This is a genomic window from Occultella glacieicola (genome assembly GCF_004353825.1).
In the GTDB taxonomy this organism is placed as follows: Bacteria; Actinomycetota; Actinomycetes; order Actinomycetales; family Beutenbergiaceae; genus Occultella; species Occultella glacieicola.
Window position 1 is genome coordinate 51,782 of sequence record NZ_SMNA01000003.1, and the last position, 12,471, is coordinate 64,252.

12 protein-coding genes are annotated in these 12,471 nt (G+C 71.8%); 3 read left to right on the forward strand and 9 right to left on the reverse strand.

Annotated elements, in window-relative coordinates; translation table 11 throughout:
* Positions 1-6: 6 nt before the first annotated feature.
* From EXU48_RS05835 to EXU48_RS05865, 7 genes are all read right to left on the reverse strand, one after another.
* On the reverse strand, positions 7-615 hold the full coding sequence (locus tag EXU48_RS05835; protein ID WP_268958149.1) for a response regulator transcription factor: 609 nt from the start codon (positions 613-615) through the stop codon (positions 7-9).
* A complete protein-coding gene (locus EXU48_RS05840; protein ID WP_133106713.1) occupies positions 612-1,895 on the reverse strand; it encodes a sensor histidine kinase in 1,284 nt (427 codons plus the stop codon). Before EXU48_RS05840 ends, EXU48_RS05835 begins: the two co-directional genes overlap by 4 nt.
* Positions 1,896-1,948: 53 nt before the next feature.
* Entirely contained in the window at positions 1,949-2,779 is an 831-nt protein-coding gene (locus EXU48_RS05845; protein WP_133106714.1) for an ABC transporter permease, read from the reverse strand.
* The gene (locus EXU48_RS05850; RefSeq protein WP_133106715.1) at positions 2,776-3,732 is read right to left on the reverse strand and encodes an ABC transporter ATP-binding protein; all 957 of its coding nucleotides are present in this window, start codon (positions 3,730-3,732) and stop codon (positions 2,776-2,778) included. The genes EXU48_RS05845 and EXU48_RS05850 overlap by 4 nt, the downstream gene beginning before the upstream one ends.
* Before the next feature lie 322 nt (positions 3,733-4,054).
* Positions 4,055-5,368 carry a UDP-N-acetylglucosamine 1-carboxyvinyltransferase gene (gene murA, locus EXU48_RS05855; protein WP_133106716.1) on the reverse strand — a complete coding sequence of 438 codons (1,314 nt, stop codon included), beginning with the start codon at positions 5,366-5,368 and terminating at the stop codon, positions 4,055-4,057.
* A 97-nt stretch (positions 5,369-5,465) separates the two neighbouring features.
* The gene (locus EXU48_RS05860) at positions 5,466-6,158 is read right to left on the reverse strand and encodes a response regulator transcription factor (protein ID WP_328591627.1); all 693 of its coding nucleotides are present in this window, start codon (positions 6,156-6,158) and stop codon (positions 5,466-5,468) included.
* Complete coding sequence (locus tag EXU48_RS05865; protein ID WP_133106717.1) at positions 6,155-7,540, reverse strand: sensor histidine kinase; 1,386 nt, start codon at positions 7,538-7,540, stop codon at positions 6,155-6,157. Before EXU48_RS05865 ends, EXU48_RS05860 begins: the two co-directional genes overlap by 4 nt.
* Before the next feature lie 163 nt (positions 7,541-7,703).
* Here EXU48_RS05865 and EXU48_RS05870 point away from each other — a divergent pair, with 163 nt between their 5' ends.
* The gene (locus EXU48_RS05870; RefSeq protein WP_133106718.1) at positions 7,704-8,633 is read left to right on the forward strand and encodes an ABC transporter ATP-binding protein; all 930 of its coding nucleotides are present in this window, start codon (positions 7,704-7,706) and stop codon (positions 8,631-8,633) included.
* A complete protein-coding gene (locus EXU48_RS05875) occupies positions 8,630-9,445 on the forward strand; it encodes an ABC-2 family transporter permease (protein WP_133106719.1) in 816 nt (271 codons plus the stop codon). The genes EXU48_RS05870 and EXU48_RS05875 overlap by 4 nt, the downstream gene beginning before the upstream one ends.
* An 18-nt stretch (positions 9,446-9,463) precedes the next feature.
* Here the strand turns inward: EXU48_RS05875 and leuD are convergent, their stop codons facing one another.
* The gene (leuD, locus tag EXU48_RS05880) at positions 9,464-10,102 is read right to left on the reverse strand and encodes a 3-isopropylmalate dehydratase small subunit (RefSeq protein WP_133106720.1); all 639 of its coding nucleotides are present in this window, start codon (positions 10,100-10,102) and stop codon (positions 9,464-9,466) included.
* 47 nt (positions 10,103-10,149) lie between these two features.
* Positions 10,150-11,631 carry a 3-isopropylmalate dehydratase large subunit gene (gene leuC / locus EXU48_RS05885; RefSeq protein WP_133106721.1) on the reverse strand — a complete coding sequence of 494 codons (1,482 nt, stop codon included), beginning with the start codon at positions 11,629-11,631 and terminating at the stop codon, positions 10,150-10,152.
* A 95-nt stretch (positions 11,632-11,726) separates the two neighbouring features.
* On the opposite strand from leuC, the gene EXU48_RS05890 reads away from it, so the two are divergent.
* Positions 11,727-12,449, forward strand: coding sequence for an IclR family transcriptional regulator (locus EXU48_RS05890; RefSeq protein WP_133106722.1), 723 nt, complete (start codon positions 11,727-11,729; stop codon positions 12,447-12,449).
* The last annotated feature ends 22 nt before the right edge of the window (positions 12,450-12,471 follow it).

Genomic DNA, 12,471 nt, shown 5'->3' on the forward strand with positions numbered 1-12,471 from the left:
CGGCTCCTAGATCCAGCCGCGTGCCCGGGCCAGGCGTGCGGCCTCGTGCCGGTTGCCCACGCCGAGCTTGGTGGCGGCGCTGGACAGGTAGTTGCGCACGGTGCCCGGGGACAACGAGGCCCGGGAAGCGATCTCCTCCACCGGGGCGCCGTCGGCGGCGAGCTCGAGCACGTCCGCCTCCCGCGCGGTGAGCGGGCTCGCCCCGGCCGCGATCGCGTCGGCGGCCAGTTCCGGGTCGACGTACCGGCCGCCGTCGTGCACCTGCCGGATCACGTCGGCAAGCACCTTCGCGGACGCCGTCTTCGGCAGGAAGCCGCGCACCCCCGCCTCGAGGGCCTTCTTCAGGTAGCCGGGCCGGCCGTGGCTGGTGACGATGATGCACCGGCAGCCGGGCACGTCGGCGGCGAGGCGCTGCGCCACCTCGATGCCGTCGAGGCCGGGCATCTGCAGGTCCAGGACCGCCACGTCCGGGGTGAACCGGGTCGCGGCGGCCACCGCCTCCGGGCCGGAGGCTGCCTGCGCGAGCACCTCGAGGTCGTCCTCGAGGCCGAGCATCATGGCCAGGGCGTCGCGGATGAGGTTCTCGTCGTCGGCGAGCAGGAGCCGGATGGTCACGGGGTGGCTCCAGGGGTCGGGTCCGCGGTTGTCGGCGGCACGGGTGGACCGCCGACGAGGGGCACCACGGCAATGAGCGTGAACTCCGTGTCGTTGCGGTGCACGTCGAGCGTGCCACCGAGGGTCGCGAGCCGCTCCCGCAGCCCGTTCAGCCCGGCGCCCACACGGGCCGCGTCGGCCGGCCGGGCACCGTCGTTGCTGATCCTCAGGGTCGCGGCGTCCGGGGAGGCGCGCAGCTCGATCACGCACCGGTCGGCGTCGGCGTGTCGCACGACGTTCGTGACGGCCTCCCGCACCACCCAGGCGAGGGCCTCCTGTGAGCGCGGTGGGAGGTCGGTGCCCTCCCCTGCGACGAGCACGTCCACGCCGGCCGACCGCAGGATCTCCCGGGCTCCCGCCACCTCGGTGGGCAGGTCGGCGGCACGGTAGCCGTCCACGACGGCGCGGACCTCCCGGAGGGCGTCCTGGGCGATCCGGCGCACCTCGAGCATCTGGTCCGGCGCCCGGTCGTCGCCGCGGCGGGCGAGTTCGGCGGCGAGCTCGCTCTTGACCGCCACGGTGGACAGGGTCCGCCCGAACACGTCGTGCAGGTCCCGGGAGAATCGCAGGCGTTCCTCCGCGACCGCCAGCCGGGCGTCCACGGCGCGGCGCTGCTCCTGCTCCCAGACCACGCCGATCATCCAGACCGAGATCCGGAACGACAGGGCCGCACCGACGGCCACCAGGCCGGTGCTGATCACCAGGGGGATGACCCCGCCGGCCGCCGTGGCCGGGCCCAGCGCGATCATCGTGGCGAGCACCGCGGCCACCGGCCCGACGATCACGGACACCAGCACCAGTCGGCCGGCCGACAGCAACGGCGAGACCGCGAGCACCGCGATCACCGGCGCGATCGCCGCGGCGAAGCCCGTCGCGATCGGGCTGGGGTTCGCGGAACTCCCCGCCCAGAAGATCGCGGCCCCCACCGTCAGCGGGGTCCCGACGGCGAGCAGCCACAGCTCCCGGCGCGCGGAGCCGGCCCGGCCGAGGTAGACACCGAGGCAGGCCCGCGTGGCCATGATCGCCAACGCGCAGTGCACGGTCGAGGCGACCAGGAACGCGAGTGCCCCGGCACCGGTGTACTCGGTGGACCCGGAGAACAGCATCAGGGCGAAGACCGGTTCGAACGCGAGCAGGAAGTACAACGTCCACCGGTTGTAGGTCTCGAACCGTTGCGGGTTGCTCGCCCGGGACCAGCCGGCCAGCCCGATGGCGCCGGCTGAGGTACGGGCAGGGTTCACGGCCCCCAACCTACCGGCGGCCACCCGGGTCGCGACCTCGGGGCCGACCGCTGTCACCGGCGCGGCTCCCAGCGCATCCACCTACGGGTGGCGAGGACGCCGAGCGCCGTCCAGCCGAGCAGGACGACCAACGGCACCAGTGCCTCGGCGAGCGAACCCGCGAAGGTGACCTGGGCGCCGTCGGGCGTGATGCCGGTCAGGCCCAGGTTCAGCAGGGTGACGACCGGCGCGAGTGGGGTCAGCTGGGCGAGCACCTGTGCCGGTTCCGGGAGGACCGAGAACGGCACGGTCAGCCCACTGAACAGCATGGTCACCATCAGCACCGGCAGGGTGGTCAACTGCGCGGCCTCGACGGTCTTGGTCAGTCCGGAGCTCGCGTAGGCCAGTCCAGCGAACATGACGAACCCGAAGCCGAGGGCGAGGACCACCAGGACCGGGTTCGTCAGCGGCGGCACCTCGATGCCGCCGGCGACGGCGGCCAGGCCGAGCACCGCCTGGGCGAGCACGATGAGCAGGGCCGGCATGCTCATCGCGGCCAGGACCTCGGCGCGGCTGGAGGTACCGGAGGTCAGCCGCTTGAGGGTGAGTTCCTCGCGGCGCGCGACGGCGGTGGTGGTGAGGTTGTAATAGGCCACGAACAGCAGGCCGAACGAGATCAGCGCGGTGAGCAGGGTGCCCCCGAAGACGCCCGCGCCGGCGCCCTCGGTACGGTCGCCGATCAACTGCATGAGCACGAGCGCCATCAGCGGGGCGAGTGCGATCGCGTTGAAGAGCGTGGTCCTGTTGCGTCCGAGCAGGGTGAGTTCCATCCGGGTCAGGGCCCGGGTCCGGGCGAGGGAACCGGCCGGCCGGGTGGTGGTGGTGGACGTCGTCGTGGCGCTCATGCGGGGACCTCCGAGAGATCGTGGCTGGGACGACCGCCGGCGGCAATCGTCAGGAATGCCTGCTCGAGCGAGGCGGCGCGGGCGTCCAGGCCGTCGAGGGTGACGTCCTGCGCCTGGGCCCAGTCGAGCAGGATCCGAAGGTCGGCCTCGAGCCGCTGGGTGCGGATCAGGTGCCGGATGCCACGGGCGGAGTCACCGGACGAGTCCGTGCCGTGCAGGGGCGGCAGTGGCCGCCTCGCGGCGAGGGTGAAGGAGATCGTGGCCGGTGCACCCGCACCGATCTCGGCGGGGGTGCCCTCGGCAACCACGACGCCCCCGTGCATGATGGCGATCCGGTCGGCGAGGTCCTCGGCCTCCTCCAGGTAGTGCGTGGTCAGGACCACGGTCACGCCGTCGGCGAGCAGGGACCGGACCAGGTCCCAGGCGTCCCGGCGACTCTCCGGGTCGAGGCCGGTGGTGGGCTCGTCCAGGAACAGCACCTGCGGGCGGCCCATGATGGCCAGGGCCAGGTCCAGGCGGCGGCGCTCACCGCCGGACAGGCTCTTGACAGCCACCCCGGCCCGGTGATCGAGCCCGACGGCGCCGAGCACGTGCTCCGCCGGCAGCGCTGCCGGCAGGGTGGCCGCCCAGGTGCGGGCCATCTCGGCGACCCGCAGGTCGGTCGGGAAGCCCGCCTCCTGGAGCATGATGCCGATGTGCGGGCGCACCTTCGCCCTGGAACGGTACGGGTCGTGCCCGAGCACCCGGACCTGCCCCTCGGTCGCGGGTGCGATGCCCTCCACGACCTCCATCAGGGAGGTCTTCCCGGCCCCGTTCGTGCCGAGCAGGGCGAACAGTTCGCCGCGTCGGATGTGCAGGTCGACCCCGCGCACCGCCTCGAACGCGGTGGCACCCGGAGTGCTGGGACGGTACCTGCGTCGCAGCCCGTCGATGGTGATGATGGTGGAGTCCATGGATCCAGACTCCCGCCGGATCCGGGTCCACCACAGTGCGTGACGTCACCGCCTCGGCGCCCCGGTGCACCGATCGGGCATGAGGAATGTCATGGGTGGGGCGCCGGGTCCAGGGGAGGGATCCGGCGCCCCGCGCGGGGCACGGGGGGAAAGCGCGCCGCGCAGCCGCCCGGGCATCACGTCCCGGACGACGATCTCGCGGGGTCGTTGTCCAGGCGACCCCGGGGGACATCCGTGGATGTCACATCACCCAGTGTGCGCGGCGCGGCTGGGAGATCCCTGGGAAAGCCCTGGGACGGACCTGCCAGTTCCCGGCGGTGTGTCAGTCCGTCTCGATCTTCGCGCCGAGGGCCTCGAGCTTCGAACTGAAGTTCTCGTATCCGCGGTTGATCAGCCCGATCCCGCGCACCCGGGAGGTGCCTTCGGCGGCCAGGGCCGCGATGAGGTGCGAGAACCCACCGCGCAGATCGGGCACCTCGATGTCAGCGGCCCGCAGCGGCGTCGGGCCGGAGACCACGGCGGAGTGGAAGAAGTTCCGCTGCCCGAACCGGCACTGGAGTCCGCCCAGGCACTCCCGGTAGACCTGGATGGTGGCGCCCATCCGCACTAGCGCGTCGGTGAACCCGAACCGGTTCTCGTACACGGTCTCGTGCACGATCGACAGGCCGGCGGCCTGCGTGAGTGCGACCACCAGGGGCTGCTGCCAGTCCGTCATGAACCCGGGGTGCACGTCCGTCTCCAGGACGATCGAGTTCAGGTCGGTGCCCGGGTGGCGGAACCGGATGCCGCCGTCGTCGATGTCGAACGCGCCGCCGACCTTCCGGAACGTGTTCAGGAACGTCATCATGTCCGCCTGCCGGGCGCCGCGCACGTACACGTCACCGCGGGTCGCCAGCGCCGCGGACGCCCACGAGGCCGCCTCGATACGGTCCGGGAGCGCGGTATGGGTGAACCCGCCGAGGCGGTCCACCCCCTCCACCCGGATGGTCCGGTCGGTGTCCACGGAGATGATCGCGCCCATCCGCTGCAGCACCGCGATCAGGTCGGTGATCTCCGGCTCGATGGCGGCGTTGCGCAGCTCGGTGAGGCCGCTGGCGCGGACCGCGGTCAGCAGGAGCTGCTCGGTGGCGCCCACGCTCGGGTACGGCAGCTCCACCTTGGTGCCCTGCAGCCCGCGTGGGGCGGTGATCAGGATCCCGGTGTCCAGCTTGTCCACCTTGGCGCCGAACTGGCGCAGGATGTCGAGGTGGTAGTCGATCGGGCGGTCGCCGATCCGGCAGCCGCCGAGGTCGGGGATGAAGGCCTCGCCGAGCCGGTGCACGAGCGGGCCGCAGAGCAGGATCGGGATCCGGCTGGAACCGGCGTGGGTGTCGATGTCCGCCTTGTGCGCGGACTCGACGTTGCGGGGGTCGAGGCGGATCACGCCGCCGGAGACGTCCCGTTCGACGATCACCCCGTGCAGTTTGAGCAGGCCACTGACCACGTTGACGTCGCTGATGTCCGGGACGTTGCGCAGTTCGCTCGGCTCCTCGCCGAGCAGCGCCGCCACCATCGCCTTGGAGACGAAGTTCTTCGCCCCGCGGACCGTGATCTCGCCCGACAGCGGCGACCCGCCATGCACCCGAAGCTGATTCATCCACTCATCCTCACGCCGGCGTTCCCGACCTCGCTCACACCTACCGCCGAACGGCGGGCAACCGATCAAGGGTACGACGCGGCCGTGGAAGCGCCCGTCAGGCGGGGCGCACGAGTCCGGCGCGGTGCGCGAGGATCGCCGCCTGCACCCGGTTCTCGACGCCGAGTTTCACCAGGATGGCACTGACGTAGCCCTTGACCGTCCCCTCGGTGAGATGCAGCTCGCGGCCGATCCGTGCGTTGGAGGCACCGGCGGCGACGAGACCGAGTACCTCGACCTCACGTTCGGTGAGCACGGCCAGCCGGGCGCGGTCGTCGGCGGCCCGCGGCGCACGTCCGGCGCGGAGGTTGTCGATCACGCGCTGAGCCACCCGCGGTGAGAGGTACGCGGCGCCGTCCCCGACCGCCCTCACCGCGGCCACCAGTTCGCGAGGGTCGGACGCCTTCAGCAGGAACCCCGACGCACCACCCTCGAGGGCCTCGGCGATGTAGGAGTCCTCCCCGAACGTTGTCAGCATCACCACCCGGACCCCGAGACCGAGCCCGACGATCTCCCGGCAGGCGCCGAGCCCGTCCAGCCCCGGCATCCGGACGTCCAACAGCACCACGTCCGGCCTGGTGCGCCGGACCAGGTCCACCGCGGCGTGCCCGTCACCGGCCTCGCCGACCACCTCGATCGTGGGGTCGGAGGCCAGCACCGCCCGTACCCCCGCTCGGATCATCGCCTCGTCGTCGACGATCAGCACCCGAACCACTCCGGCATCGCCGCCGGCCGGCTCCGCCGCCGTCATCGGTCGCGGTCCGGGGTGAGCCGGTCCGTGGCGACCACCACACCCCGGTCGAAACAGATCCGGAAGAAGTCCGAACCGAAGTCGAGCGCGCCGCTGCGGGCGAGGTAGAACTCGCACCGGCTCGGCTCGGGTGCCGGTGGGATGGGAACCGGAACACCGTCGGCCGGAATGCTGCGCGGCGGGAGCAGGTCGGCGATCTCGGCCCGTTCCACGCCGGTCTCGATCTGCTGGAACGCCTCGGGGGCCAGCCCGGTGGTGCGGACGGTGAGCACCTGCAGCCCGAGGAGTACCGCGCCCAGGATGCACGCGAGCGCGAGCGGGATCATGGCCGGCTGCCACTGACGGCGCCGGGACTGGCGGCGGGCGTGGATGACGAGCCGCTGCGTGGCCGCATCCTCGCCCTGCGCCGATGCCGACGGGTCCGGCGTCCGCGGAACATGGGCGACGACCTCGAAGCCGCCGCCGGCCCGGGGCCCGGCATCGAGGCGGCCTCCCGCGAGCCGCACCCGCTCGCTCAGGCCGATCAGACCGAGGCCCGCCCGCGGGGCCCGCGGATCGTCACCGCGGTGCTGCGCGGCGTCGTTGACGACCAGGACCACGACCGGATCCTCGGTGGCGTCGACCGTGACCGAGACGTCCGCGCCGGGCGCGTGCCGCGCGGCATTCGTGAGCGCCTCCTGGACCACCCGGTGCGCCACCGGCGCAACCGACGGCGGTAGGTCACCGGAACTGCGCAACCGTACCGCGACGCCGGCGTCGTGGGCGCGGGCGACAAGGTCGTCCACCCCCTCCGTCCCCGGCACCCGGGACGCCGGGCTCGCGTCGTCGCGAAGGAGCTCGACGACCGTGTGCAGGCGGTCCGTGGCAGCCACCGCCCGGGAACGGACCTCGGCCGCAGCCGCCCGGATCCGCTCGGGCGCGTCCGGGGCGAGTTCCAGGGCGCCGCTGCCGAGGGCGATCATGGCCAGGTCGTGCCCGATCGTGTCATGCACCTCCTGGGCGATCCGAGCGCGCTCGCGCAGCCGCGCCTGGTCCGAGACGATCTCCTGCAACCGCAGCCGCTGCTCCTCGCGCAGCCACAGGTACCTCCCGACCCACCACGGCAGGATCACGCCCAGGAATTGCCCGAGCAGGGATACCAGCCAGTCGGAAAGAAAAGAATCCGGGTTCCGTAGCCACACCAGGAATAGATTGACAAGGGCGCCGGCACCGAAGGCCACGAGCGCGATTCTGAACGACCGCATTCTGCGCCCGACGAGGAATGCTCCGGCGACCACAGCCGGCACGAGCAGGAGAGCCAGGTTGCCGCTGCCGACCGGTAGTGCCACGGTCGCGGCCACGAGTGCGAGCCCGAGGAGGCGATCCCGTCCGCGGGTGCTCATACGTCAAGGCTAGCAGCGGCGGGAACCTGCCTCCCATCCGACGAAGGTCGGAGCCTCGTGCGGACGGCCACTGACCTTCGTCAGGTCCTCTTCCTCACCTTCGCGGGTGGTGCTCTGCCGAGGACCCTCCATATTCTCGACCCATGAGGATCGGAATTCACACATGATCGAAATAGACGGGCTCAGCAAATGCTTCGGAAAGGCTCGTGCGGTCGATGATCTGACGGTGACGATCAGGCCGGGACTGGTCACGGGATTCCTCGGGCCGAATGGTGCCGGAAAGTCGACGACGATGAGAATGATCCTCGGCCTGGACCGGCCGAGCGCCGGCCGGGCCCACATCGACGGACACCGGTACGAGGAACTCGCAGACCCGTTGCGGACCGTCGGTGCCGTTCTCGACGCTCGGGCGGGCCACCCCGGCCAGTCGGCCCGGAGCCACCTGCTCGGCGTCGCCAGGAGCAACGGGCTGGCCCGGAACCGGGTGACCGACGTCCTCGAGACCGTCGGGCTCGAGGACGTGGCGGCCAAGCGGATCGGGACGTTCTCCCTCGGCATGACCCAGCGGCTCGGCATCGCTCGCGCGCTCCTCGGTGACCCGTCAGTGCTCCTCCTGGACGAGCCGGTCAACGGCCTCGACCCGGACGGCGTGCTCTGGATCCGTGGTGTGATGCGCACGCTGGCGGCCGAGGGGCGCACCGTGCTCGTCTCCAGTCACCTGCTCTCGGAGATGCAGGACACGGCCGATCATCTGGTCATCATCAGCCGGGGCCGCCTGGTGGCGGACGAGTCGATGTCCGCACTGCTCGCCAGGCGCAGTGCCGGCGCGGCCACCGTCCGCAGCCCACACGGACCGGCGCTCGCCACGGTGCTCGAGAACGCCGGGATGTCGGTCACGATCGGCGCGGACTCCGTCCTGCAGGTCACCGGGGCCGACCTCGACGTGATCGGGACCCTCGCCTTCGACCACGGTCACCGGGTGGACGAGCTCACCTTCCGCCGTCCGTCGCTCGAGGAGGTCTACTTCGACCTCACCGGGGCGGAGCTGGAGTACACGGGCAGACCCATCCGCACGGCGGTGGTGGCAGCGTGAGCACGCCGACGGCGCCCGGCCCGCGAAGCCCGCTCACACCCGTGTCCGACCGAGGGCGGTGGCGTCGCCTGGGCTGCGCCATCGCCTTCGAATGGACGAAGCTGGCGGGGGTGCGCTCGACGCTGTGGCTCCTGGCGACCGGCACCCTGCTGACCGTGGCCGGTGCCCTCCTGATCGGTGCCTCCGCACGGGCGAGCGGCGTGAACGGATACGACACCGCGACGCCGGCACCCTGGATCGCGGCACAGAACATCTCGTTCACCCAGGTGGCGATCTTGCTCGTGGCCGTGTTCGCCGTCACCAGCGAGTACGCGAGCGGCTCGATCCGGACCACGCTCCTGAGCGTCCCGAGCCGGGGCAGCGTGCTGCTCGCGAAGGCGGCCGTCCTGGCTGGCGGCTCGGCCGTCACCGGTGCCGCACTCGTGCTGTTGGGAACGGTCAGCGCCGCGGCCGTCGCGGCCGAGTACGGCACGTACACGGGCGCCCAGCTCGGCCATGCCGTGCTCGGCACCGCGATCTCGCTGGCGCTGACCAGCATCCTGGCACTCGGTATCGGAACGACCTTGCGCAACACGGCCGGGACCATCCTGACGCTGGTCGTGATCCTGTTCGCCCTGAGCAGCGTGCTGCCGATCTTCGGCCAGGCCTGGCTCACCGACCTGGTCGCGTACCTGCCCGGGTCGGCCGCCGGGGCCCTGGTCACGAACGCCTCGGAACCCTACGGCCCGGCGGCCGCTCTGGCCGTGCTCGCCGGGTGGGCGGTGGCGGGCCTGTCCGCCGGCTATCTTGCGCTGCGCAGCCGCGACACCTGACCCGGCCCGGCAGTTCGCTCAGACGACGGGCCGAGCCGCCTCGATCTCGACGGTCGGCAGGTGCTTGGCCGGGAGGGTCTTCGGGCGCCAGGGCTGGCGCCCGGTCTCGAAGGCCGAGATCTCGCCCTCGTGCTCGAGGGTCAGGCCGATGTCGTCCAGGCCCTCCATCAGGCGCCAGCGGGTGTAGTCGTCGATCTGGAAGGACGCGACGACATCCCCGCAGATCACGGTGCGCGCCTCGAGGTCGACGGTCACCTCGGTGCCCGGCTCGGACTCCAGGATCTTCCAGATGAGTTCGATGTCCTCCTGGGCGACCTGGGCGGCGAGCAGGCCCTGCTTGCCGGAGTTCCCGCGGAAGATGTCCGCGAACCGCGGCGCGAGTACGGCCTTGAACCCGTAGTCCTTGAGGGCCCAGACGGCGTGTTCCCGCGAGGACCCGGTGCCGAAGTCCGGCCCGGCCACGAGCACGGACCCGGAGCCGTAAGCCTCCTGGTTCAGCACGAACGACGGATCGCCGCGCCAGGCCGCGAACAGCGCGTCCTCGAACCCCGTGCGGGTGACCCGCTTCAGGTAGACGGCGGGGATGATCTGGTCGGTGTCGACGTTGCTGCGGCGCAGCGGCACCCCGACGCCGGTGTGGGTGGTGAACTTCTCCATGACTGGTTCCTACGTCCTTCGTTCTCGGCAGTTCTCGGTGCTGCGGCTCAGACCTGGACCTGCAGGCGCGGGTCCAGCGGGGCCAGCGGCGTTCCGTCGAACGTGGTCAGGTCCGTCTCCTCACCGAGGTCGAGGTCGGCCAGCGAGGACAGGGTGCCGCGGATCGCGGTGGCGGCGGCCACCAGCGGGGACACCAGGTGGGTGCGGCCACCCTTGCCCTGGCGGCCCTCGAAGTTGCGGTTCGAGGTGGACGCGGCCCGCTCCCCCGGCTTGAGCTGGTCGGGGTTCATGCCCAGGCACATCGAACAGCCGGCGTTGCGCCACTCGGCCCCGAAGTCGAGGAAGATCCGGTCCAGGCCCTCGGCCTCGGCCTGTAGCCGCACCCGCGCGGAGGCGGGCACCACCAGGACGCGGACGTCGTCGGCCTTCTTGCGGCCCTTGACGACCTTGGCGACCGAGCGCAGGTCCTCGATCCGCCCGTTCGTGCAGGAGCCGATGAAGACGGTGTCCACGTGGATGTCGCGCAGCGGCGTCCCGGGCACCAGGCCCATGTACTCGATGGCCCGCTCGGCGGTGGTGCGCTCGTTGTCGTCGCCGATCTCCTCGGGCACCGGCACGTTCGCCGACAGCGGCAGCCCCTGGCCCGGGTTCGTGCCCCACGTGATGAACGGCTCCAGGTCGGCGGCCTTCAGCACCACCTCGGCGTCGAAGGTCGCGTCGTCGTCGGAGCGCAGCGTCCGCCAGTACTCGACGGCGGCGTCCCAGTCGGCCCCCTCGGGGGCGTGCGGGCGGCCCTTGAGATAGTCGAACGTGGTCTGGTCCGGCGCGATCATGCCGGCCCGCGCGCCCGCCTCGATCGACATGTTGCAGATCGTCATCCGCGCCTCCATGGAGAGCTTGCGGATCGCCTCGCCCCGGTACTCGAGCACGTAGCCCTGACCGCCGCCGGTGCCGATCTTGGCGATGATCGCCAGGATGATGTCCTTGGACGTCGCGCCGGGCGGCAGTTCGCCGTCGACCGTGATCGCCATCGTCCTGAACGGGGCCAGCGGCAGCGTCTGGGTGGCGAGGACGTGCTCGACCTCGCTGGTGCCGATCCCGAAGGCGAGCGCTCCGAACGCGCCGTGGGTGGAGGTGTGGGAGTCGCCGCACACGACCGTGAGGCCGGGCATGGTCAGCCCGAGCTGCGGGCCCACCTGGTGCACGATGCCCTGGTCGGCGTCGCCGAGCGAGTGCAGCCGGATGCCGAACTCCTTGGCGTTGGCCCGCAGGGTGTCGATCTGGGTCCGGCTGGTCAGGTCCGCGATCGGCAGGTCGATGTCCAGGGTGGGGGTGTTGTGGTCCTCGGTGGCGAGGGTCAGGTCCGGGCGGCGGACCGTCCGGCCGGCGAGGCGAAGGCCCTCGAACGCCTGCGGGCTGGTCACCTCGTGGACCAGGTGGAGGTCGATGTAGAGCAGGTCCGGAACACCGTCCGCTCCCTTGCGGACCACGTGGTCCTGCCACACCTTCTCAGCCAGAGTTCCGGCCATGTCACGTCACCTTCTTCGTTCTGAACCCCGTGGGTGTCGGGGCTGTGTTGCCATCCGGACTTGCGTCTCACGGTGCGAGACGGCAATATCGACCTATGGACAACTCTAGCGGAGTCGGCGTTCTTGACAAGGCGGCCATCGTCCTGGGTGCTCTCGAGGCGGGCCCCGCGACCCTGGCCCAGTTGGTGGCGGCGACCCATCTCGCCCGCCCCACGGCGCACCGCCTCGCGGTCGCGCTCGAACACCACCGCCTCGTCTCCCGCGACATGCAGGGCCGGTTCGTGCTCGGCCCACGCCTGGCCGAGCTCGCGTCGGCGGCCGGCGAGGACCGCCTGCTCGCCGCGGCAGGGTCGGTGCTGCTGGCCCTGCGCGACCACACCGGGGAGAGCGCGCAGTTGTTCCGTCGCCAGGGCGATCAGCGCATCTGCGTCGCTGCCGCGGAGAAGCAGATGGGCCTGCGCGACTCGATCCCGGTCGGCGCCACGCTCTCGATGCTGGCCGGCTCGGCGGCGCAGATCCTGCTCGCCTGGGAGGAGCCCGACCGTCTGCACCGCGGCCTGCACGGCGCGAAGTTCACGGCCACGATCCTGTCCGGTGTGCGCCGGCGCGGCTGGGCGCAGAGCGTCAGCGAGCGCGAGGTCGGCGTCGCCTCGGTGTCGGCGCCCGTGCGGGGCCCGTCCGGCCGGGTGATCGCCGCGGTGTCGGTGTCCGGGCCGATCGAGCGGATGACCCGCCAGCCCGGCCGCGTGCACGCGAATGCCGTGATGGCTGCCGCGAACCGGCTCACCGACGTGCTGCGCGCCACCGAGGACAGCTGAGCCCTCCCGGCCCGGCCACACT

What these genes read in the sequence shown, in the direction of transcription:
- leuC (WP_133106721.1), bottom strand. Translation starts at nt 11,631, where the DNA reads ATGGCCGGAACTCTGGCTGAGAAGGTGTGGCAGGACCACGTGGTCCGC.
- EXU48_RS05860 (WP_328591627.1), bottom strand. Translation starts at nt 6,158, where the DNA reads ATGACGGCGGCGGAGCCGGCCGGCGGCGATGCCGGAGTGGTTCGGGTG.
- EXU48_RS05870 (WP_133106718.1), top strand. Translation starts at nt 7,704, where the DNA reads ATGATCGAAATAGACGGGCTCAGCAAATGCTTCGGAAAGGCTCGTGCG.
- murA (WP_133106716.1), bottom strand. Translation starts at nt 5,368, where the DNA reads ATGAATCAGCTTCGGGTGCATGGCGGGTCGCCGCTGTCGGGCGAGATC.
- EXU48_RS05850 (WP_133106715.1), bottom strand. Translation starts at nt 3,732, where the DNA reads ATGGACTCCACCATCATCACCATCGACGGGCTGCGACGCAGGTACCGT.
- EXU48_RS05890 (WP_133106722.1), top strand. Translation starts at nt 11,727, where the DNA reads ATGGACAACTCTAGCGGAGTCGGCGTTCTTGACAAGGCGGCCATCGTC.
- EXU48_RS05865 (WP_133106717.1), bottom strand. Translation starts at nt 7,540, where the DNA reads ATGAGCACCCGCGGACGGGATCGCCTCCTCGGGCTCGCACTCGTGGCC.
- EXU48_RS05845 (WP_133106714.1), bottom strand. Translation starts at nt 2,779, where the DNA reads ATGAGCGCCACGACGACGTCCACCACCACCACCCGGCCGGCCGGTTCC.
- leuD (WP_133106720.1), bottom strand. Translation starts at nt 10,102, where the DNA reads ATGGAGAAGTTCACCACCCACACCGGCGTCGGGGTGCCGCTGCGCCGC.